The following is a 19,854-nucleotide window of genomic DNA, read 5'->3' on the forward strand; positions in this document are numbered from 1 at the left end:
ACCGTCGTCCCTTTCACCGGAAACGAGGTGTCTCGGTGGAAGGAACACCCCTACTCGACTGGTGAGCGTTCCTATACTGTCCAATCTAAGAATCTGTACTACACTATCCTGCCGAGAACCTCTACCGGTCACTGTCGCGTCACGACTTATCGACCGAAGACAGCCTCTGTCGGAGTTCTCCGACGTCCCTCGAAGGATCACCGTGACAGTGATCGGAGATCAGAGATTCACACCAGACAACCCTCGTTTCGTCTGGCGGTCAGCCGCGACTACTCATCGTGATTTCGTGCGACTTGTTTAATGAGCTGTAGTCAATTTAGTCACTTAATTCTTGCTGAGTGACTCTCGTTCTCTCTTTCTCTCTCCCGTTCGATTCGGGTCTCACCCGCCGGGCGCGGTTGCCCCAACTGATCACTACACACCGCTATCGCTCCGATTCCAGACCACCACCGAACTGATTCACGGTTTCACCGGAAACCCGGTGTGTGTGTCGAACGGTCGTATCCTCTCGAACTCCGGATAGGTTCGAGTCTCGGGTCGACTCAAGCGGGTCCCGTGCCGAATCGACTTTCACCGGAAATCCGGTGTGTCGCACCACAGTCCACCGAAAGCCCACCCTCGAGACGAGAGTCTACGAACGACACGACAAGGGCCTGCGGACGACACGACAAGGGCCTGCAGACGACGCCACAAAAACCAGCGAACGACACGACAGGGGCCGACGAAGCGGTTTGCTCGATTTCACCGGAAACGCGGTGTCCCTGTCGACCGGAAACGCGGTGTCCACGTCGATCCGATCACGTCCACGTGAGACTGCTGGAGTACTCGGATGGGGTCGACACACCTCCAGAGTGTTCCGTACCACTCCGGAGCACTCTGTCACGCTTTTCACCGGAAATCCGGTGTCCGTGTCGACAGAAGTCGACGTCTGTCGAGACACTCCGTCGAACGGACGGGTTCCGACCGGCGTCAGGGTTAACAACGTCGGGGAGAAAACAGGGAGTATGAGTACCGACGCGGCAGACAGCGGTTCGAAAGGTGCGGTCACCGTCACCCCGGCGGCCGCAGAGGAGGCGCTGTCGCTACTCCGGAGTGAGGAGATGGACACCGACGAGGCCGGCCTTCGACTGTTCGTCCAACAGGGCGGCTGTGCGGGTCTCTCCTACGGGATGCGGTTCGACGACGCGCCCGAGGAAGACGACACGGTGACGACACACCACGGCCTGCGCGTGTTCGTCGATCCGGCCAGCCTGAACTACGTCGGCGGGTCGACCGTGGACTACGAGTCCGGTCTCCAAGCGGCCGGCTTCCACGTCGAGAACCCGAACGTCGTCAGCGAGTGTGGCTGTGGCGAGTCGTTCCGGACCTGACCCGGTCTCCGCCTACTCCTGCGAGTTCTCCAACTGGAAGGCGACCTCTACTTCCGCCTGGTACTCCCGCCCCTCGACGGACGCGACCTCGACACCGAACTCCTTCACCTCGATCCAGTGGACGTTGTTCAGCGTCGCCTCGGCGCGGTCGATGGCGTCGTCTGTCGCGGCGTCGAACCCCTCTGTACTCCGACCGATCAGTGTGATCTTCTTGAAGACCATGTGCGCCGGTAGTACGTCACACGATGACAAAAAAGCACCCGTCGAGCCGGTCGTCGTCGGCCGGTCCTCGCTCACGCACTCCTGACGTGGCTCCCACCTCGCCTCACACGCGTCTCCAGCCAGCTCCCACCGCGGCACACCTGTCCGTGCGCCTCCCACCGCACCACACCTGTCCGTGCGCCTCCCACCGCACCACACCTGTCCGTGCGCCTCCCACCGCACCACACCTGTCCGTGCGCCTCCCACCGCACCACACCTGTCCGTGCGCCTCCCACCGTGCCGTACCCCCATCGATGCGTCTCCCACCGTGCCGTACCCCCATCGATGCGGCTCCCAGCCCGCTATACGCCCGTCGATGCGTCTCCCGACGCGTCGAACGTCCCACACCGTTCCCCAGACGCCTCTCCACTGTCGCACGTGGTGGTTACCCGGCGCGTCGGGCCTCCAGTCGCTCGACCACTGCACCGACCACGTCCGTCAGGTGTGCGGTGCCCCACGTCGCCACCACCACTCCACCGACCGCGTCGAAACAGAGGTCCAGCATGGTGTCTTCCAACCCGTACTGCGTCAACACGGGCGACCCACCGGTCAGCGTACTCAGTTCGGTCACCCCGAACTCGATCACCTCCCAGACGACGCCGAAGGCCAACACGAACAGTATCACGAAGACGAAGGTGAACTGCGGCGGAAGCTGAATCTCGGTCGTGTGAATGTCCAGCGCCCGAACCACGGTGTAGCCGACACCGGCGACGACACTGGCCGATAGGGCGTGGGTCATGTGGTCCCACCAGCCGACCGACTGGTAGAAACTCTGGAGGCCGGTCCCCGGAATGCCGACCGTCCCGAGAGCGTGGAGGAAGACGGCCGACGTGAGCCACAGCGTCAGTCCGGCGTCCATCGGGATCTCCAGGTCACGCTCCAGCACACCGGGGAGGAACGTCACCCCGAGAGCGATGCCGGCGTTCACCAGCACGCCCACGTCTCGACGCCAGACCCCCACTGCGAGGACACCGACGAGCAGAATCTGCAAGACGCGACTCACCTGTCGCTGGCGACGCGCAGACACGTTCAGCCGATCCCGGAGTCTCACGTCCGAGGCACCTCCTCGCGGTCGTCGCCGCCGTTCTCACCGTCATCAGCATCGTCGACGTTGTAGCCGTCGTCCGTATCGTCGGGGTCGCCTCTGCTCACGGCGACCGCCCCTCCGTCGGTCTCCTCGGCCGTACGAACCGCGACCGTCTGCAGTCTGGCTGTGGCGTCGGCGTACCGGCGGAAGTACACCTCGAAGACGACGCCGGCCACCAGTCCAGCGACCGTCGCGGCCACGAAGTCGAGCATCAGCGCGCGTTCGACGACCGACTCCGGGTCGCCGGTCAGAACGAACGCGGTCCCGAGATAGACGTCCGAGAGCCACTGGACGACCGCCCAGACGCCGGCAGCCGCCATCGTCGTCACGACGACGAACAGCACTGCAAAGGAGTAATTCATCCGGACCGGCGTGAACACGTCCAACTCGACGGCGACGATCAGGGCGACCGCCGCCACCGCGAGATAGGTCACGATGCGGCCGGTGAGAACGACGCCGAACAGCGTCTCGCCCACGATCAGTGCTCGCCCGAGTACCGGCAACGACGCCAGTGCGAGCACCTCCCACGGAAGCATCGCCCACGGACTGCGATAGACGACCGCCGGGACGACCGCCAACACCGCGAGTGTCGTCACGAACCCTGCCCAGAGCAGTTCGCCGACCGCCGCTTGCGCGCCGGCCATCCCGCCGAGAAACGCGATCAGCAGCCAGCAGAGCCCGGCGTTGAGTCGCTGACTCCGCAAAACTGGACGGAGTCCGGTCGTATCCATACCCAGCCAGACGCGACGACGGCACAAACCGTTTCGGGCGAACGAGTCGACACATCGTCACACGACCCCCCACGTCGTCCCCCGGTCAGAGTGCGAGATACGCGAGTCCGTCCCGGTCAGAGTGCGAGATACGCGAGTCCGTAGGCGACCCACGCGAGCGTCACCGCCGAGAGACCGGTGACCGCCGCACCGAGTGCGTCTCGGCCGACGCTCTCCTCGCCCAGACCGCCGTCCGACCGCACAGCGAGGTTCTGCGTCGGACTCGGCACGGTGTCGAGTCGGTCGCGTCGGAGTCGGTCGAGTCGGAGTCGGTCGCGTCGGAGTCGGTCCAACAAGCGATGCCGGCGCGACAGCACGGGCGCGACACCCACCACGCCGACCGCGAGGACGCTGAAGACGAAGTGGTAGGAAACGGCGAGTGTCGGCGGCGGCAGGAGGACGACCACGACCGCGTAGCCGGTCCCGAGACCGGCCCACGGACTCGCCACGTCACGAACCGAGACACTACGGAGTCGTGCCCAGACGACCAGCGCGAGCCAGACGGTCGCCAGTTCGAGGCCGAACGCCGACAGCAGGTGGAGCGTCGGGTCGGGATGGAGCGTGACACGCGCCGTGACCAGCGTCACGTCGAAGGGGTAGACCATCGCCGGGGGCTGGCCGGTGAACAGGTCGCCGAACGGGTGCGACAGCAGGCCAGCGGCGGCGGCGAGTCCGACTGCCGTGGCCGAGTGGTCGGTTCTGCGAGCGACCTGTTCTGTGACCAACACGATCAGACCACAGAACAACACGGTGATCGCGGCACCGAGTGGCCCGCTCTCGACACCGGCGACGAGGACGACGCCGCCTGCGATCAGAAGCGCGCCAGCACCGAGCAGACGCCCGCCAGCCAGCGACGACTCGACACGACGCCGACCGGCGAGCCACAGTGCGGCAAGGAGTGCGCTTGGAACTGCGAGGACGAGCGAGTGTGTGACGGCGCGGTGGACGACGTTGCCGGTCGCCCAGAACGCCTGTGCGAGTGTCAGCGCGTCCGCAAGGCCGACACCGGCGACGCCGAGCAACGCGTAGGCCATGTCTACGTCGGGAACGGCGGCGAAGACGGCGGCCACGACACCGATCGACAGCGACCGCTCCCGAGACCACCCCAGAGTGCGGGCGACCGTGGCGGCGAGGACGAAGCCGAGCAGTGCGTGGCCGACGAACACGACGAGCGATACGCGGTCGTCGGAGATAAGCCCGGTGGCGCAGAGCGCGGGGGACGGCAACGTCTCTGCTCCGGGCACCGATACGGTTCGAGCCAAGTCGACGTGGAGTGCGTCGGCGCGGTGTCGATCGACGTCACCACTCCTCGTGAGTCCACGAAGAATGCGACGGAGAGTCGGCGAGCGATCCAGTCTGTGTGCGTATCAGGCGACTGCTCCCTGCTCGCCCCGGACCACGTCGTAGTCCTCGGAGCCGTCGACGCCGATGATGGCCCACTCGTAGCTCGGATCGGCCCGCCGGAGCTGTTCTCGGAGGTCCCCTGTATAGTCTTTCCACGTGACGAAACAGCGAAGGAGCGGTCCCTCCGTCGTTCCGCCGTCTGCGAGTACTCGCGTCGGTGCGGACGCGTCGTCGGCGTCCATCGCGGTCACCTGAACGGTGCGCCACTTGCGCTCGGCGCGGAGTTCCGTCCCGTTGCCGGAGACGGTGTAGCCGAGCCGATTGAAGACCTGTTTGGCCTCCTCGACCGGTGGCATGGTAACAGGGGCCATGTACCCGATAGACGTTCACCAGGGGACATAAATCTTGTTACGGATTAACACAGCAACTGGTGTCACTCGACGTTCGTCCCTCTCACTCGTGGGCCGCGTCCCACTCGTCGGGTTTCCGGATGTTGCCGCAGGTGTTGCACTCGATGCGTCCCATGGTGTCCATCGCGTTGTCGAACGTCTCGCAGTTCGAACAGAGGTAGCCCCAGCGCGTCTCGGCGTCGCTGTCCGTGTAGACGACGAGAAACGGGCCTTTCGAGCCACGCTCTCGGGCCGATCTGTCGACGTAGACCGTCGCGCCGGCGTCGGTCGTGAGCGTCTCCAAGTTCATGTGTGATCAGTCGGCGGCCGAGGGTTTAGCTCTTGACTCTCCTCCGTCGATTCGACGGGCCGTCACGACTTCCAGACACCCGCCGCAGTCGCACGCGCCCGGACCGTCTCCGCCTGAGCGATCAGCGGGGCGTCGATCATCTCCCCGTCGACCTGGAAGACGCCTCTCCCCGCCTGTTCGGCCTCCTCACGGGCCGACAGGACGCGGCGCGCCCACTCGACACGCTCCGGGGCGGGGGTGAAGGCGTCGTTGATCACCGGCACCTGTGCGGGGTGGATCGCCAGTTTCCCGTCGTACCCCAGTTCCAGTCCGAAGGCGGTGTCTTCGGCGAGGCCCTCGGTGTCGTCGAAGTCTGTGTAGAGCGTGTCGATGGCGTCGATACCGGCGGCACTCGCGGCCAGGACGACGTGCTCGCGCGCGTAGAGGACTTCCGTCCCCTCGGTCGTCCGTGTCGCCCCCAGGTCGGCGGCGAGGTCCTCAGCACCGAAGACGAGGGCGTCGGTCGCGTCGGCGTCGGCAATCTCCTCGGCGTGGAGCACGCCCGCCGCGCTCTCGATCAGCGCGACGATCGGAACTGAGCGGCCCGCTTCCGCGAGAGAGTCGGCCACGCTCGCGACGTCCTCGGCCGCTGCGACTTTCGGTACGACGACAGCGTCGAGACGGGTGTCGTCTCCGAGAATCGCGTCGAGGTCCGTCTCCGCGACCCTGCCGGCGTTGACGCGCACCGTCACCTCACAGTCGGGGTCGAAGTCGGGGTCCGACAGAACCGCACGAACTGCCGCGCGGGCCTCTGCCTTGCGGTCGGGTGTGACCGCGTCTTCGAGGTCGAAGACCACCGTATCGGCTCCCGAGCGCGGCGCTTTCCGGAGCAGTTCGGGCTGATCGCCTGGAGAGAAGAGGACACTTCGTCGGGACATACGTCCTCGGTCGTCGGGCGTCGGTTTCAACCTACGGGACGTCAGCCGACGTCGAGGGGAGAGGTTCTCGACGACGTTACGTCCGCCGAGCCACGAACAGTGCGGTTCCGATCAGTGCGACGAGAGCGACCGTCACGCCGAAGCCGGGCGTGCTGGTGGTCGTCTCGCCGTCGCCGTTCTCGTCGTCACCTCCAGCCGAGTCGTCGCCGTCCATCGAGTCGTCGTCGCTGTCGGTCGCGGTGCCGTCGTCGTCGTCACCGTCGGACGCGCCGATCGTCAGCGTCGCGGTCGTCTCGCCGCCACTACTCTGTGGGTTGATATCGATCGTCACGTCGTACTCGCCAGCCGAGGGGTTCGTGAGACCGTCGATGACGACGACGATCTCGTCGCCGGACTCGATACTGTAGCTCCCGCCGGTGTCGATCGTCAGTGTCTCGCCGTCGTTGCTGGCCGAGACGCTGTCGAGGTCGTCGTTGGCGTTCTCGTCGGTCTCTCTGCCGTCGGCGTCGTCGTCACGGTCGATGCCGATCTTGACGATGTCTGACTGACTGACGTTGTTCAGGTCGATGCCGCTGCCCGAATAGTCGACCTCGAGTCCGGTCAGCGAACCGGCCGAGTCGTCGCCGACCGTGACGCTGACGACGTGTTGTGCGGTCTCGCCCGGTGTGGACGGTTCTGCCTCGACAGAGCCGTCACTCGCGGCGACCGCGCCGCCGGTGAACGCACCGGCGACGACGATCACGACGAGAAACAGCGTTCGTGCGTAGCTGTGGTCCTTCATTGGTGGAGAGCGACGGTCCCGACGGAGGGAACACTCACGCGGTGTCCGCCGAGCGCGTCACGTTCTCACCTCTCCGGCCATGAGTAAACCAGTTCCGGCGGTGTAAGTCAGTCGTCGGACACCGACTGGGTCGTCGCTCCCGAGGATCCCGGCCGTCCACGACCGGCACCGTTTTGCAACCGACGCCCGACGACGTGGCTATGTCCGGTCTCTACTACGAGGAGTTCAGGGTCGGTGAGACGATCCGCCACGAGAAGCGGCGAACCATCTCCGAGAGCGACAACCAGCGTTTCTGCGACATGACGATGAACCAGCAACCGCTCCACCTCGACGCCGACTTTGCGGAGGACACCGACTTCGGCCGGCGACTGGTCAACGGACTCTACACGATGAGTCTGGCCGTCGGTCTGTCGATTCCGGACACGACCGACGGGACCATCGTCGCCAACCTCTCGTACGACGAGGTGTCGCATCCTGCGCCGGTGTACCACGGCGACACGATCCGGGCTCAGTCGACCGTCACCGACAAACGAGAGACGTCGGACGGCGAACGTGGCGTCGTGACGATGCACGTCGAGGTGTTCGTCGTCGCCGGCCCCGAGAGAGACGCCGACGAGGAGACCCTCGTCTGTGAGTTCGAGCGGACGGTGTTGTCACTGAAGCGGGCGAACGCGGCGTGATCCGCTCGGCGCGAGGACGACTCTCGGACGAGAACTACGAGGTCCGACGAGTGGGCGATCGTAGGGCGAGCAGACGACGCGGACGGCCCGGTCGGTGCTGCGTCGTACAAGCGCGGGACACCGACCGGCACCGAGTCAGGACACGGCGTCGGTGGTCCCGTTCTCTGTGATAAACTCTCGGCGGTAAGGAGGAACGCAGAGCTCTCAGACGACCGAGAGGATCAGCGTCGCGTTGATGATCACTGCCGTCCACCAGGGGACCGCGAGACAGGCCGGGACGACCGCACGGGCGACGCGCGGGACGATCAGCCACCCGAGACCGCCGACGATCAGTGCTACCGACTTCAGGAGGACCATCGCCCCAAGTGGCGAGTAGGCAGCCATCAGGTCGCGGGCGACCGGGTTCAACTCGGTGAGTCCGAGCGAGAGACCGTAGGCAGTGAGTCCGATGTCCAAGAGGAGCCCAGCGAGCGCGAGTGCCCACAGCGTCGGTTCGTGGGGCCCGAGGCGGACACAGCCGTCGAGGATCGACGCCTCGACTCGTTTCGTCGGAAGTGTCGCCTCTCCCGGCGAGGTGGAGAGTCGGTCGAACAGTGCGTCGCGCCGTGTACTCATCGGCGAGAGACAGCACGGCCAGAGGCGTAGTTATCGGCCGGCTACTCGCCTGTATCGGAGACCTTACCGGTTCCCGCCCGTCGCCTACCACGCCGGTAGGCCCGCCCGGCCGTCTCCCCAGCAGCGTAGTTCGGGGCTCTCGACGTCAGAGGATCGTGCCGTGCTTCTTGTCGGGGAGGTCTTTCTGCACGTCCGCGTAGAAGTCGAAGCGATTGACGAGTTCCTCCCGGAGCGTCGACGGTGGGACGATCTCGTCGATGACGACCTCACTGGCCATCCGGTGGGCGTCGATGTCCTCGCGGAACTCCGCGCGGAGTTCTGCCTCTCTCCGTTTGCGTTCCTCCGGGTCGTCGATCGCGTCGAGTTTGTTCGCGTAGACTGCGTTGATCGCCGCCTCCGGACCCATGATGCCGATCTCGCCCGAGGGGAGCGCGATCACGCTCTCGGGGTCGTAGGCCGGCCCGCCCATCGCGTAGATACCCGCGCCGTAGGCTTTCCTGACGACCACGGTCTGTTTCGGGACCGTCGCCGAGGAGGTTGCGTAGATGAACTTCTTGCCCTTCTCCAGGATGGCGTCTTTCTCGACCTGCGACCCGGCCATGAACCCCGGCGTGTCACAGAGGTAGAGGAGCGGAACCTCGTAGGCGTCACAGGTCCAGATGAACTCGGCGGCCTTCTCGGCGGCGTCGGGGAAGATGGCCCCGGACCGGTGGGCTGGCTGGTTGGCGACGATGCCGACCGGGCGGCCACCGAGGCGAGCGAAGCCGGTGACGATCTCCTTCCCGTAGTCGGGTTTGAGTTCGAAGAAGGAGTCGCCGTCGACCAGTCGGTCCAGCAGGTCGGTCGCGTCGTACGCCTTGTTCGGTGCCTCGGGGATCAGTTCGTCGATGCCGGCAGGGGACTTGCGGGGATCGACCGGGTCACGCTGTGGCGGTTTCTCGCCGGCCTTGTCCGGGAGGTAGGTGAGCAAGTCGGCCACGAGTTCGCGGGCGTGTGCCTCGTCGCGGGCCACGAGGTCGGCCGACCCGGACTCCTCTGCGTGCATCCGCGCGCCGCCGAGGGCCTGCATGTCGATCTGTTCGCCCGTCACCATCTGGACCATCCGAGGACTGGCGATTGCCATCGCGGACATCCCCTCGACCATGATCGTGAAGTCGGCGAAGACCGGGGTGTAGGCGGCCCCGGCGATGCAGGGGCCGTAGAGGACGCAGATCTGCGGGACAGCGCCCGAGAGCATCGAGTGGTTGTAGTAGTACTTCCCGATGCCCTCGCGGTTGGCGAAGAAGCCGCTCTGCTGGTCGATGCGGCCGCCGGAGGAGTCCATCAGGTAGAGCACCGGTTTCCCGGACTTCAGCGCGCGCTGTTGCATTCGGAGGAACTTCTCGACGCCCTTCGCGGCCATCGACCCCGCCTTCACGGTGAAGTCGTTCGCCATGAAGTGCAGGTCGCGACCCTCGAAGGTCGCCGCGCCGGTGATCAGGCCGTCGGCCGGGAGGCGGTTGTTCGGGTCGGACTCCTCGACTTCGGGGCTGTCGGGGTGCCACGAGTCGAACTCGGCGAACTTCCCGTCCTCGAACTTCAGGCCGTTCTCGCCGAACCAGAGGTCGAGTCGGTCCCGGACGAACAGTTTCCCCTGCTCGGAGAGGCGTTCCTTGTACTTCTCGGGACCGCCGTCGAGGATATCCTCTATCTCCGCGACAAGATCGGCCTCGCGCCGGGTCGGGCCGAGGTCGTCTGTCGCCGCGCCTGCGGTCCCGGCCGCCGACTCGGGGGCCTCGGCGGTCGCAGACGGTTCGTCGGCGTCGCCGACGTGGACCTCGATCGCCGTCCCGAGATGTTCCGCGAGGGCGGCCGCGACGGCGCTGGCCTCCGCGTCCGTCGCACCCTCGCCGATTCGGACTCTCATGGATCGCACTGCGGCGGTGTGTTGGAAATGGTTTTCCATGTGGGATTCGCGTGTGACCGGTTCGCTCGCCGGGCGAACGATTTCGGCGGCACGGTGGGGAACACGGGTCGCTCGTACGCCCCACACCACCCCGACTGCTGGCGATTCGGACTGCGAGCAGGGTCTCGCTGTCGCTCGACGACTGCTCGGTGGTGGTCGCCAGCAGATCGCGTCCGGTCGGATTCCGGATCGTCGTGTGGGTGACTGTCTGCGGTCGGTCGCTGTCGGTGTGCCGGGCGGCGGGGTGCGCTTCAGTCGGCGTCGAGCGCCGACGCGAGGCGAGAGTCGTCCGGGACGGCCCGGTGGAACGACTCGGAGTCGAAACCCACCTCGCCGTTGATCGAGAGGAAGCCGAGTTCGCCCGCGTTCGCCCGGTCGAGATTCGTCAGGAAGGCGACCCGGTACGACGCCGGCACCTCGCCGACGCTCCCGGACTCCTCGACAGACTCGTACAGCGCGCGGTGCTCCCGGACGTGGCGGACGCAGGCCGGCGTCGGGGCGAACAGCAGGAGGGCGTGGACCCCCGGTCCGTCGCGGGCGAGTTTGACCCGGACCTCGTGTTCGTCGTCCTTGTAGAAGTAGCGCGTCATCCGGCGGTACTGGCGGAGGACCTCGTTCGCGCCGGTCGCGTGGCGGAGCGCGGCGTCGGCTTTCAGTTCGACGAGGTAGTCGACCGGCGCGGGGTCGTGGACCCGAGCGTACACGTCCACGGACCCCCGGTTGCCGTAGTGGTCGTAGGGCTCTTCGAGCCGGATCCGTGGCTCGTCGAAGGCCGACCGGAAGTGCTCGACGACGGCGGTCGCCAGTTCGTCTTCCCGCATCCACCGACCGGTGGACCGGCCGGGACAAAGCTCCGACGGTTCTGCGAGTCCCGTGCCACGACCGCCGCTGGCGCGTTCGCTCTACCGGAGTCCCCCGAGCGTGACGTCTCTCCCTTCGCGTCGACTTCGACTGTGGAGGAAAACGGCGTCCACCACGCGACCGCCCACCTACCGCGTCGCGGCCAGATACCGACCCACGTCACCGAGGAACAACAGCGTCCCCGAGACCGGCAGAACGACCAGTCCGAGTACCACGAGGAGCGCCAGCGCGGCCGGCACCAGCGTCCCACCGGCGACGACGACCAGGGGTGCGAGCGCACCCAGCAGGTAGAGGTACGCCGTCCCCTGCCCGAACTTCAGGACGACCCCGCCGAACACCAGCGGGAGCGCCGCCAGTCCGACCGGGAACAGCAGTGCCGGCCCCGAGGCGGTGAGCGACGCCTCCAGAAACGCCATCGGCACCTCGACGCCGAACGATCCGCCGAACAGGTTCGCCGGCGACGCGGTCACCGCCGAGAGGAACGACGACAGCGCGTCCGCGTTCGCGGCGAGATACTGGCCGACACCCGCGAGGTACGCCAGGCCGGCGAGCAGGACCGCGAGCCACCCGACGAACAGCGGGGTGAGCGGCGGCAACAGCGACCGGGAGTCGCCGTACTTGCGGTCGAACTCCTCGGCGTCGAAGGTCTCCGGGTCGAACCGGTCGTCGTCCACCGAGGGGCGCGCACCCGAACGCGTCGTGGGACTCGTGGTCACCGTCTCCGTCTGACCGTGAGCGTTCGTCCCACCCGACCCTGCGGCGGTGTCCGCGTCCGTACCTGCGTTCTCGTCGGCCGACGGGGCGTCCGAGTCGCCCCAGCGGGCGGTCGGACCCGCCCCGCCCATCGTTGGGTAGCCGTCCATCTGCTCCGCGACGTACCGCGAGTGGCCCATCTCGTCGTAGACGCGACGCTCCTCGGTGTCGGTGAGAATCTCGTAGGCACGCCGGATGGTCTTGAACTGGGCGTGCGCTCGCGGGTCGTCGTTCACGTCCGGGTGGTACTGCCGGGCGAGCCGACGGTACGCCTGCTTGAGGTCGGACTCGTCGGCGTCCTGCTCCACGCCGAAGAGGTCGTAGAAGTCGTCCATGCGCCTGTCGTTGCGACGGCTACCGCACCGGGTCGGTTTAATCTATCGGACACCGGACACACGCGCGGCTCGCCCGACCCGGTCGCGTCACACGGCCAACAGGCCGACGGCGTAGATGACGACCGTGCCAGCCAGCGCCGCCCCGACCGAGTAGACGTGGATCTGTCGGGCGCGTTTCCTGTCTGCTCGCCGGTCTGACTCGTCTGCGACCTCGTGTCGTTCTCCGCCGCCGGCGCTCACGTCGTAGATACCCGCCAGCGCGAAGCCGGCACAGAAGTTGAACCGGGCCTGAAAGAACCCCTCGGCGACCCCGATCAGTGGGACGACGCTCGCCAGCAGGTACCACGTCGGGTACTGGAAGGCGACGACCCCGACCACGAGCGCCAGTGTCGCGAGCGAGGCCAGCGCACCGAGTGCGTACCGCCTCCGCTGTTCGGCCTCGCCGATGTTACAGACGCCGGGTTGGTACTCGGCCATGCCACGTGTTCGTGATCTCTCCCGAAATTGTTTTCGCCAGCGGCGAGATCCTCGCCGTGGGGTACGACCCTGCGACCTGTCCCCCTCTCGGCGCAGACGTTGCCGCGACCGGAAGTCCGAACGCTCTTGTCGCCGCCCGCCGGAGTCGATGGCGTGAAGCGAATCAGGTTGCACAACACGGTGTTCGAGGGCGCGAACAACGTCTACGTCCTCGACGGGGCGACGACGACACTGGTGGACGCCGGCGTCGCCACCGACGACACGCGGGCGGACCTCCGGGACGGTCTCGCGGACTTCGGCCTGACGTTCGGTGACGTCGACCAGATTCTCCTGACGCACTGGCACTACGACCACACCGGTCTCGCGGGCGAGATTCAAGCCGAGAGCGGTGCGACGGTCCGGGTCCACGAGGCGGACGCGGGACTGGTCGCGGGCGACCACGAGGCACTGGCCGAGGAACGCGAGCGACGGGAGGCCTGTTTCGACGAGTGGGGCATCCCCGAGGGTCCGCTCGCGGAACTGACCGACTTCCTCGGCCACCACGAGGCGTTGGCCGGTGCAGACGTGGACGTGACGCCATTCGAGGACGGCGAGAGGGTCCCGGTCGGCGACCACGAGGTCGAGACACTCCACCTGCCGGGTCACGCCGGGGGATTGTCGGCGTTCGTCTTCGACGCTGACGGCGGCGTGGCCGACACTGCCGAGGCCGAGGTCGGAGACCTAGCCGGCGAAGAAGCCTTCGTCGGGGACGCCATCCTGCCGAAGTACACGCCGAACGTCGGCGGGGCCGACGTGCGACTCGACGACCCACTCGGCGACTACGTGGACTCGCTGACTCGACTGATCGACCGCGACCTGACGCGGGCCTGGCCCGGCCACCGTGATCCGATCGAGGACCCCTCTGCCCGCGCCGCCACGATTCTCGACCACCACCGCGAGCGCACCGAGCGAGTGCTCGGCGTCCTGCGCGAGTACGGTCCCTCGGACGCGTGGACCGTCAGCGCCCACCTGTTCGGCGACCTCGAGAACATCCACATCCTGCACGGCCCCGGCGAGGCGTGGGCACACCTGAACCACCTCGAACGCCACGGCGTCGTGACCCGCGACGACGACTGGAACTACGAACTACGCGACGCCGACGCCGACGCCGCCGACCTGTTCCCGAGCGTCGAGCGTTCGACCTGATTCGTCGGATCGCCCCGCCGAGTCTCCGATCCGGTCCCGGTCGCCGTGTCCGACTCAGGTCTCGCCGACCACGTCGAGTCGCTGGACGGTCCCGTCGTCGTACATCGCGAAGACCTCTTCTCGACCGTCGTCGTCGACGTCCGCGAGTGTCGCGTGGGTGAACGAGCGCGCGTTCCGGGTCGCGGTCAGACGGACCTCGCCGGTCGCCGGGTCGACGACCGAGACGGTGCCGTCGTTGCCCGTGACCACGAGTTCGGGGTCGCCGCCGCCGTCGACGTCGCCGAGCACTGCGGGGGGTGTCATCTGCACCTCGGTCGACGCGAGGCTGGCGGTCCACTCGACCGCTCCCGTCGCGGCGTCGAGACTCCGGAGCGTCCCGCTGGCGTCGGTGACGTACACCTCCGCCTCGCCGTCGGCGTCGCCGTCGTAGATCACGTCCACCGCCGTCAGGCGGTCGAACTCGGTGCGCCAGAGCACCGACCCGTCGTCGTCCAACGCGACCGTCTCGCCGCGTGCGGTGGCGAGGACGGTCTCCAGTCCGGCGTCGCCGTCGGCGTCCCCGACCGCGAGCCACGTGATCCCGCTGTCGGTCGCGTTCGTCCGCCACCGGACGTCGCCGTCGCCCTCGTAGACGGTGACGCGGCCGCTCCGGGAGCCGACGAGGGCCTCCTGCTCGGCGTCGGCGTCGACGTCCGCGACGGTCGGCTGGGCGAAGACGAACCCCGGCACGCGGTCGCGCCAGCGTTCCGTCCCGTCCGCGCCGAAGACGTGGACCACACCGCGCACGTCGGCGACGACGATCTCCTGTCCCTCGGCTGGGTGGAGGTCTGCGACGACCGGTTCGGTGTACCCGTAGTCGGTCAGCGCGTAGCCGAACTGCTTCTCGCCGCCGGGGGCGAAGCCGGCGACCTCCGACTCGGTGGTCGCCGCCAAGACCTCCCGCTGGCCGTCGTCGTCGTAGTCCGCGACGGTCGGATCGGCGACCGCGTGGATCTCACAGTCCTCTGGCGGAATCTGGTAGTCCCACGCGGCGGTGCCGTCCTCGGCCGAGAGCGCGACGAGGGCACACTGGTCGCTGTCGGTCTGGCCGCTGATCGGGGCGTAGACCTGCCCGTCGGCGACCGCGACCGCGTGGTGGTTCCCGCCGACCGGACGGGCGGTGTCGCTCGTCCACGTAACCGTCAACTGCTGGCCGCCGCCGAAGCCGAGGGCGACCACGCCGACCGCGAGGAGGCTCCCGACGAGGAGTGCGACCGCCAGCAGGGTCCGGGTTCGCATCGGTCCGTCTTGGGGGTGTGGCGGTTTAACGACGTTCATCTGGGCGCGTGGCCGACCGACTGCGCTCGGAACCGCCGCCCCGACCGCGTGCTCACGCCGAGACGACCTCGTAGCGCGTCACCAGCACCCGAACCAGCAGGTACGCACCGACCGCCAACACCCCGTAGCCGGCGACCGTCAGATACGTCACCGCGTCGGCGCTCCCGATAGCCAGTTTCGCCACCGTGTTCGCCGGACTGCCCGGCAGCAGTGTCGCGCCGCCGAAGACCGCCAGCACGCCGATGGAGTAGAGGAACTGTGCGGCCCGCCGGTCCGGAGCCAGCAGGCCGACCGCCGACCCCAGGCCGACCACCAGCAGCGAGAACGCCGCCACCAGGCCGATCAACACGACCGGGTTCGAGACGGCGGTCCCGTTGAACCGCAGGAGTGCGATCCAGAGCCCGGCCTGTGCAGGTGCGAGCACTGCCGCCGCGAGCAACTTCCCGTCTACGATGTCCAGCAGGCTGATCGGCGCGACCCGCAGCAGTTCCAGCGTCCCGCGCTCGAACTCCTCGGTCAGGGAGTCCACCGCGATAGAGCCCGAGATGAACACCGGCAGAAAGAGCAGCAGGGGCACCAGCACGGTGTAGGTGAAGCTGTAGTACGGCGACGAGGTTCCCTCGGGCGGCAGGTCCAGCGGCGTCGAATCGAGATAGGCCGCCCGGTCGGCGCGCTCCCCGCGCTCGAACGCCCGGAGCGCGTCCCGGAGTTGGACGACCACCAGCGTCGTCCGGACGTTCGAGTCCGGCGCTAGCGCCTCGACCTGCACCCGTCCCTCTACCGTCTCCGTGGCCAACACCGCGTCCACCTGCCCGTTCTCGAAGGCCGTCAGTGCGGCGTCTCGGGAGTCGTACCCCTCGCCCCCGAGACTCGGCGTCTCCCGCACCGCGTCCAGCAGGTCCGCTCGTGCGTCGCCGGTCACCGCGACCTCGACCTCGTACCCCTCGACGCTTCCAGGGTCGTACAGCGAGACGAGGCCGACGACGAGGAACGACGAGAACGCGGCGATGAACAACTGGATCAGCAGTGCGAGCACGATGGTCTTCTCCCGTCCCAGCACCCGGAGTTCCCGCCCGGCGATCGTCAGGCGCGGGTCAGCCAAGGAGACTCACCACCGCGAGGTTGTAGGCCGCGTGGACCACGACGGCGGCCGACAGGCCGACGCCGTACCACCGGAGGTTCGCCCGCGCGCCGAGTGCCGACAGCGATGCGGTGACGGCGTGGAGTGCGAGCGGTGCGAGCAGGAGCGCCAGCGTGAAGGCCAGACTCGGTCCACCACCACCCGCACCCGCGACACCGACACCCGAGGGGGCGAACGCCGCCTCGCCCAGTGGTAGCTCCGGCAACCCGATCAACTGGACGACGACGGTCAGTTTCTCGCCGACGAAGAAGCCGAGGCCCGACAGCACGCCGAGGACGAGTGCCACGCCCACGGTTCGTTCGAACCGCGCCTTCTCGAAGCCGGCGTAGACGTGGACGCTCTTCGCCACCTCCTCGACGCCCGCGATGGTGACGAGGAGCAGTGGGACCGACACGTCGATGGGGAGCGCGAACAACACCGCGACGGCCAGCAACTCCGCGATGAAGACGAACGGGATGAACAGCCCCGACAGCACCGCGACCGACGAGGCCCCGCGAAGCCGACTGTCCAGCGCGTCCAGCACCTTCAGCGGCACCGGGCGCTGGGTGAACATGTCCTCCTCGCGGTAGACGCCGAGTCCCAGGAGGAACAACACCGAGGAGCCGAAGTAGAACGGCCCGGTCGAGAACAGATACTCGACGAGTGTCGCGCCGCCGCCCTGCAAGTCTCTGACGACGAGCGTCAGCGGCGAGATGAGCGCGATGGGCGTCACGTCGGCGAAGATGGCCGGCACGAAGGCGTAACTCGTCAGGAACGTCGAGATGGCGACCGTGACGAAGGTGAGTTCCTTGAACGACCGGGCGAACATCCCCGCCGTGAAGGTCGCAGAGAGAAACAGCAGCGCGACCGGCACGACCGCGACGACCGACAGCAGGCCACCACCGATGGCGAGGGCGATGCCGGTCGTCACCGCGACCATCCCGAGGAGGTACGGCGCGGTCTTCCCGGCGACGATGTCACCCGGCGTGACCGGCGAGACGAGCAGGAGTTCGCCGCGCCGGCCGATTCGTTCGTCGAGGATCGTACTGCCGTAGGCCTGGATGACGAAGTTCATCGGGACCAGAAAGGCGAACGCGAGGATCAGCGACTCGAAGGGGAACGGCGGGTCGATGTCGGCCGGCGACCCGGAGTCGCCGCCGGACACGAGACCGCCGCCGAATCCGGGAACACCGACGCTCCCGCCGGAGTCGCCGTCTCCGCCCGCGCCTCCACCGCCCGCGCCGACACTCCCGAAGTCCGTGTCGCCGGACCCATCGCTCGATCCGCCATCTGCGCCCGATCCGGTGCCACCGCCGTCGCCGCCGCCACCGGTCTCACCACCGCTCCCGACGTCGGCCCGACTCTCGTAGCGCAGATCGACCAGCACCGGGAACGCGGCCGACTGGTTCGCTTCCCCGGCGAGGAGTCGGTCGTTGTGCGCCTGCACCGCAGCGCGGAACTCCGCGAGCGCCGCCTGTCCTTTCTGTCCCGGCACAGGTCTGACGCGCCCGTCTGCGAGGACGCGGAGGTCGACGTCGTCGGCACCGGGCGGTTTCGCGGTCAGTGCCGGCCGGTCCTTGACGACCTCGTGGTACTGGCTGTCGTCGTCGACGGCGACACGGTAGACGCCCTCGTCGAGTGCCAGTCCGCCCGCGCCGGTGGCGACGACCGTGCCGACGACCGCGACCGAGACGAGAATACTGACGACGCCGAGTATCGCGGTGGTCCGGTCCACGCTGCCGACGCCTCGAGAGACCTCCCACCGGGCGATGCGGGTCACGTCCCGCGTGTGCTCGCGGAGCCACGTCGGAAGACGTTGGAGGCGAGCGAGCAGGGCAGTGAGCCGACTGCTCACCGGCCACCACCCGTGCGGTCCTCCGGCGAACTTGGTCCTGCCCGCTGGGTGCGGTCGGTCCCCGACTCGGCCTGCTGGCCCCCGGCGAGGTCGAGAAACACGTCTTCGAGACTCGGTTCGCGGGTCCGGATGTCCTCGACCGCGCCGCCCGACCGCTCGGCACGCGCCCGGATCGACTCGACCGCCTCCATGTCTGGGACGATCACGCGATGACGGTCGCCGACCTGGTCGCTCCCGTCGACCGGGACCGACGTGAACACGTGGTAGGTCGTCTCGCCGTGTTCGGCGCGGATCTCCGGGACCGTGCCGCGTGCGATGATCTCGCCGCGGTTCATGATGACGACTCGGTCACAGACGCTCTCGACGTGGTAGAGGTTGTGCGCGCTGAACAGCACCGTCTTCCCCTCCTCGCTCAGTTCCTTCGTGAACTCCAGGACGTAGTTCGTCGTGAGTGGGTCGAGTCCCGAGGCGGGTTCGTCGTAGATCAACAGGTCGGGATCGTTCACCAGTGACCGGGCGATGGCGACCTTCCGTTTCATCCCCTTCGAGACGTCGCCGAGTCTGCGCTCCCGGTGGTCGAGTTCCAGTCGGTCGAGCGCACTCCCGATGCGTTCGTCCGCGACCTCGCGGGGGACGTCGTACAGATCGGCGAAGAAGCGCAGGTACGAGTGGGCGGTCATGTCTTCGTACAGCGGCGACTCCTCGGGGAGGAAGCCCAGTTCGTGGCGCATCTCGGGGTCGCCGGCGTCGTACTCGCCGACGCGGGCGGTTCCACCGGTCGGTTCGATCAGACCGGCGAGCATCTTCAGCGTCGTCGTCTTCCCGGCCCCGTTCGGGCCGACGATGCCGAATATCTCGCCCGACTCGACCGAGAAACTGCTCCCGACGACCGCCGCGAAGTCGCCGTACTCCTTCCGGAGGTCCTCGACTGTTATCATCGGGTACTGAACTGGTAAACGGAATCGTCCGCCGTAAACGTGCGGGTAGCTGTCAGTCGTGAGTCGTGTCGGCGGTTGGAAGCCAGTCTTTAGTCGTCGGTCGCCGAACCCGGACCGTGAACCGCGATCTGACACCAGCCTCGGTCCTGTTCGTCACGGGGTTCGTGGCCGTGTTGTTCTTCATGGCTGGCGGACTCGTCCTCGTCGTCGTCGGCGACGTCGGCGTCCCCGCACTCACCGGGTTGGCCGCCGCTCTCGCCGGACTGGGTGGCGTCGTCCTGTTCGCGGGACTGGTCCTCGCTGGACTTCTCCGCGTCCGCCAGAAGGGGTGAGTCGGCCGTCGGTCTCGTCGCCGTACCGGTCGCGTCGGTCGTCTCCGTCAGTCGTCCGTCTCGCGCGTCTCGTCTGTGCCCCGGTCCCAGACGTTCGTCACCGAGTCGCCGGTTCGCGGTGTGTGGCTCACGTCTTTCATCGTCTGCTTCGAGTCAGTCATCGTGGGACACGCTACCACTGGTGACAGCTTAAGCCTTCCCGGAAAGGTATA

The 19,854-nt window shown here is 67.5% G+C and carries 22 protein-coding genes; 4 read left to right on the forward strand and 18 right to left on the reverse strand.

Translation table 11 applies throughout. The features are described 5' to 3' along the window. Positions 1–1,004 precede the first annotated feature (1,004 nt). Positions 1,005–1,370 (forward strand): HesB/IscA family protein, encoded by a 366-nt coding sequence (locus LI337_RS01680; RefSeq protein WP_227227981.1) that lies wholly within the window; start codon positions 1,005–1,007, stop codon positions 1,368–1,370. 12 nt (positions 1,371–1,382) lie between these two features. On the opposite strand, the gene LI337_RS01685 is transcribed toward LI337_RS01680, so the two are convergent. The 8 genes from LI337_RS01685 to LI337_RS01720 all read right to left on the reverse strand — a co-directional run bounded on the left by LI337_RS01685 (position 1,383) and on the right by LI337_RS01720 (position 7,229). Then, complete coding sequence (locus LI337_RS01685; protein ID WP_227227982.1) at positions 1,383–1,592, reverse strand: dodecin; 210 nt, start codon at positions 1,590–1,592, stop codon at positions 1,383–1,385. 424 nt (positions 1,593–2,016) lie between these two features. Continuing rightward, entirely contained in the window at positions 2,017–2,682 is a 666-nt protein-coding gene (locus LI337_RS01690) for a DUF2238 domain-containing protein (protein ID WP_227227983.1), read from the reverse strand. Beyond that, positions 2,679–3,449, reverse strand: coding sequence for a hypothetical protein (locus tag LI337_RS01695; protein ID WP_303645187.1), 771 nt, complete (start codon positions 3,447–3,449; stop codon positions 2,679–2,681). Before LI337_RS01695 ends, LI337_RS01690 begins: the two co-directional genes overlap by 4 nt. A 116-nt stretch (positions 3,450–3,565) precedes the next feature. Then, positions 3,566–4,654 (reverse strand): metal-dependent hydrolase, encoded by a 1,089-nt coding sequence (locus LI337_RS01700; protein ID WP_227227984.1) that lies wholly within the window; start codon positions 4,652–4,654, stop codon positions 3,566–3,568. Positions 4,655–4,855: 201 nt separating this feature from the next. Next, positions 4,856–5,203, reverse strand: a complete 348-nt coding sequence (locus LI337_RS01705; protein ID WP_227227985.1) for a DUF7116 family protein — start codon at positions 5,201–5,203, stop codon at positions 4,856–4,858. 82 nt (positions 5,204–5,285) lie between these two features. Next, a complete protein-coding gene (locus LI337_RS01710; protein ID WP_227227986.1) occupies positions 5,286–5,531 on the reverse strand; it encodes a DUF5816 domain-containing protein in 246 nt (81 codons plus the stop codon). Positions 5,532–5,593: 62 nt separating this feature from the next. Beyond that, positions 5,594–6,448, reverse strand: a complete 855-nt coding sequence (locus LI337_RS01715; protein ID WP_227227987.1) for an HpcH/HpaI aldolase/citrate lyase family protein — start codon at positions 6,446–6,448, stop codon at positions 5,594–5,596. Between the two features lie 76 nt (positions 6,449–6,524). Then, complete coding sequence (locus LI337_RS01720; protein ID WP_227227988.1) at positions 6,525–7,229, reverse strand: PGF-CTERM sorting domain-containing protein; 705 nt, start codon at positions 7,227–7,229, stop codon at positions 6,525–6,527. Between the two features lie 200 nt (positions 7,230–7,429). Here LI337_RS01720 and LI337_RS01725 point away from each other — a divergent pair, with 200 nt between their 5' ends. Further along, positions 7,430–7,909, forward strand: coding sequence for a MaoC family dehydratase (locus LI337_RS01725; RefSeq protein ID WP_227227989.1), 480 nt, complete (start codon positions 7,430–7,432; stop codon positions 7,907–7,909). Between the two features lie 204 nt (positions 7,910–8,113). Here the strand turns inward: LI337_RS01725 and LI337_RS01730 are convergent, their stop codons facing one another. The 5 genes from LI337_RS01730 to LI337_RS01750 form a co-directional block, all read right to left on the reverse strand. Further along, positions 8,114–8,524, reverse strand: coding sequence for a DUF5658 family protein (locus tag LI337_RS01730; RefSeq protein ID WP_227227990.1), 411 nt, complete (start codon positions 8,522–8,524; stop codon positions 8,114–8,116). A gap of 145 nt (positions 8,525–8,669) precedes the next feature. Next, positions 8,670–10,430, reverse strand: a complete 1,761-nt coding sequence (locus LI337_RS01735; RefSeq protein WP_227227991.1) for an acyl-CoA carboxylase subunit beta — start codon at positions 10,428–10,430, stop codon at positions 8,670–8,672. Between the two features lie 290 nt (positions 10,431–10,720). Next, a complete protein-coding gene (locus tag LI337_RS01740) occupies positions 10,721–11,290 on the reverse strand; it encodes a hypothetical protein (protein WP_227227992.1) in 570 nt (189 codons plus the stop codon). A 168-nt stretch (positions 11,291–11,458) separates the two neighbouring features. Then, complete coding sequence (locus LI337_RS01745) at positions 11,459–12,418, reverse strand: DnaJ domain-containing protein (protein WP_227227993.1); 960 nt, start codon at positions 12,416–12,418, stop codon at positions 11,459–11,461. Positions 12,419–12,505: 87 nt separating this feature from the next. After that, entirely contained in the window at positions 12,506–12,895 is a 390-nt protein-coding gene (locus LI337_RS01750) for a hypothetical protein (protein WP_227227994.1), read from the reverse strand. A 153-nt stretch (positions 12,896–13,048) separates the two neighbouring features. Here LI337_RS01750 and LI337_RS01755 point away from each other — a divergent pair, with 153 nt between their 5' ends. Beyond that, on the forward strand, positions 13,049–14,080 hold the full coding sequence (locus LI337_RS01755; RefSeq protein WP_227227995.1) for an MBL fold metallo-hydrolase: 1,032 nt from the start codon (positions 13,049–13,051) through the stop codon (positions 14,078–14,080). Positions 14,081–14,134: 54 nt separating this feature from the next. Here LI337_RS01755 and LI337_RS01760 read toward each other — a convergent pair whose 3' ends face one another. The 4 genes from LI337_RS01760 to LI337_RS01775 form a co-directional block, all read right to left on the reverse strand. Next, positions 14,135–15,358, reverse strand: a complete 1,224-nt coding sequence (locus tag LI337_RS01760) for an outer membrane protein assembly factor BamB family protein (RefSeq protein WP_227227996.1) — start codon at positions 15,356–15,358, stop codon at positions 14,135–14,137. A gap of 91 nt (positions 15,359–15,449) precedes the next feature. Next, the gene (locus LI337_RS01765) at positions 15,450–16,499 is read right to left on the reverse strand and encodes an ABC transporter permease (RefSeq protein ID WP_227227997.1); all 1,050 of its coding nucleotides are present in this window, start codon (positions 16,497–16,499) and stop codon (positions 15,450–15,452) included. Further along, entirely contained in the window at positions 16,492–18,372 is a 1,881-nt protein-coding gene (locus LI337_RS01770) for an ABC transporter permease family protein (protein ID WP_227227998.1), read from the reverse strand. The genes LI337_RS01765 and LI337_RS01770 overlap by 8 nt, the downstream gene beginning before the upstream one ends. Beyond that, positions 18,369–19,310: an ABC transporter ATP-binding protein gene (locus tag LI337_RS01775; RefSeq protein ID WP_227227999.1), complete on the reverse strand. Its 942-nt coding sequence runs from the start codon at positions 19,308–19,310 to the stop codon at positions 18,369–18,371. Before LI337_RS01775 ends, LI337_RS01770 begins: the two co-directional genes overlap by 4 nt. 116 nt (positions 19,311–19,426) lie before the next feature. Between LI337_RS01775 and LI337_RS01780 the strand changes: the two genes are divergently transcribed. Further along, positions 19,427–19,642: a hypothetical protein gene (locus tag LI337_RS01780; protein ID WP_227228000.1), complete on the forward strand. Its 216-nt coding sequence runs from the start codon at positions 19,427–19,429 to the stop codon at positions 19,640–19,642. A gap of 47 nt (positions 19,643–19,689) precedes the next feature. Here LI337_RS01780 and LI337_RS20345 read toward each other — a convergent pair whose 3' ends face one another. Then, a complete protein-coding gene (locus LI337_RS20345) occupies positions 19,690–19,803 on the reverse strand; it encodes a DUF7989 family protein (protein ID WP_465269958.1) in 114 nt (37 codons plus the stop codon). Between the last annotated feature and the right edge of the window lie 51 nt (positions 19,804–19,854).

The sequence above is a fragment of the Salinirubrum litoreum genome (assembly GCF_020567425.1).
Taxonomy (GTDB): domain Archaea; phylum Halobacteriota; class Halobacteria; order Halobacteriales; family Haloferacaceae; genus Salinirubrum; species Salinirubrum litoreum.

Excerpts from the sequence above, each read along its gene's own strand:
- LI337_RS01680 (WP_227227981.1), top strand. The coding sequence starts at position 1,005 with ATGAGTACCGACGCGGCAGACAGCGGTTCGAAAGGTGCGGTCACCGTC.
- LI337_RS01685 (WP_227227982.1), bottom strand. The coding sequence starts at position 1,592 with ATGGTCTTCAAGAAGATCACACTGATCGGTCGGAGTACAGAGGGGTTC.
- LI337_RS01695 (WP_303645187.1), bottom strand. The coding sequence starts at position 3,449 with ATGGATACGACCGGACTCCGTCCAGTTTTGCGGAGTCAGCGACTCAAC.
- LI337_RS01705 (WP_227227985.1), bottom strand. The coding sequence starts at position 5,203 with ATGGCCCCTGTTACCATGCCACCGGTCGAGGAGGCCAAACAGGTCTTC.
- LI337_RS01710 (WP_227227986.1), bottom strand. The coding sequence starts at position 5,531 with ATGAACTTGGAGACGCTCACGACCGACGCCGGCGCGACGGTCTACGTC.
- LI337_RS01715 (WP_227227987.1), bottom strand. The coding sequence starts at position 6,448 with ATGTCCCGACGAAGTGTCCTCTTCTCTCCAGGCGATCAGCCCGAACTG.
- LI337_RS01720 (WP_227227988.1), bottom strand. The coding sequence starts at position 7,229 with ATGAAGGACCACAGCTACGCACGAACGCTGTTTCTCGTCGTGATCGTC.
- LI337_RS01725 (WP_227227989.1), top strand. The coding sequence starts at position 7,430 with ATGTCCGGTCTCTACTACGAGGAGTTCAGGGTCGGTGAGACGATCCGC.
- LI337_RS01730 (WP_227227990.1), bottom strand. The coding sequence starts at position 8,524 with ATGAGTACACGGCGCGACGCACTGTTCGACCGACTCTCCACCTCGCCG.
- LI337_RS01735 (WP_227227991.1), bottom strand. The coding sequence starts at position 10,430 with ATGAGAGTCCGAATCGGCGAGGGTGCGACGGACGCGGAGGCCAGCGCC.
- LI337_RS01740 (WP_227227992.1), bottom strand. The coding sequence starts at position 11,290 with ATGCGGGAAGACGAACTGGCGACCGCCGTCGTCGAGCACTTCCGGTCG.
- LI337_RS01745 (WP_227227993.1), bottom strand. The coding sequence starts at position 12,418 with ATGGACGACTTCTACGACCTCTTCGGCGTGGAGCAGGACGCCGACGAG.
- LI337_RS01750 (WP_227227994.1), bottom strand. The coding sequence starts at position 12,895 with ATGGCCGAGTACCAACCCGGCGTCTGTAACATCGGCGAGGCCGAACAG.
- LI337_RS01760 (WP_227227996.1), bottom strand. The coding sequence starts at position 15,358 with ATGCGAACCCGGACCCTGCTGGCGGTCGCACTCCTCGTCGGGAGCCTC.
- LI337_RS01775 (WP_227227999.1), bottom strand. The coding sequence starts at position 19,310 with ATGATAACAGTCGAGGACCTCCGGAAGGAGTACGGCGACTTCGCGGCG.
- LI337_RS20345 (WP_465269958.1), bottom strand. The coding sequence starts at position 19,803 with ATGACTGACTCGAAGCAGACGATGAAAGACGTGAGCCACACACCGCGA.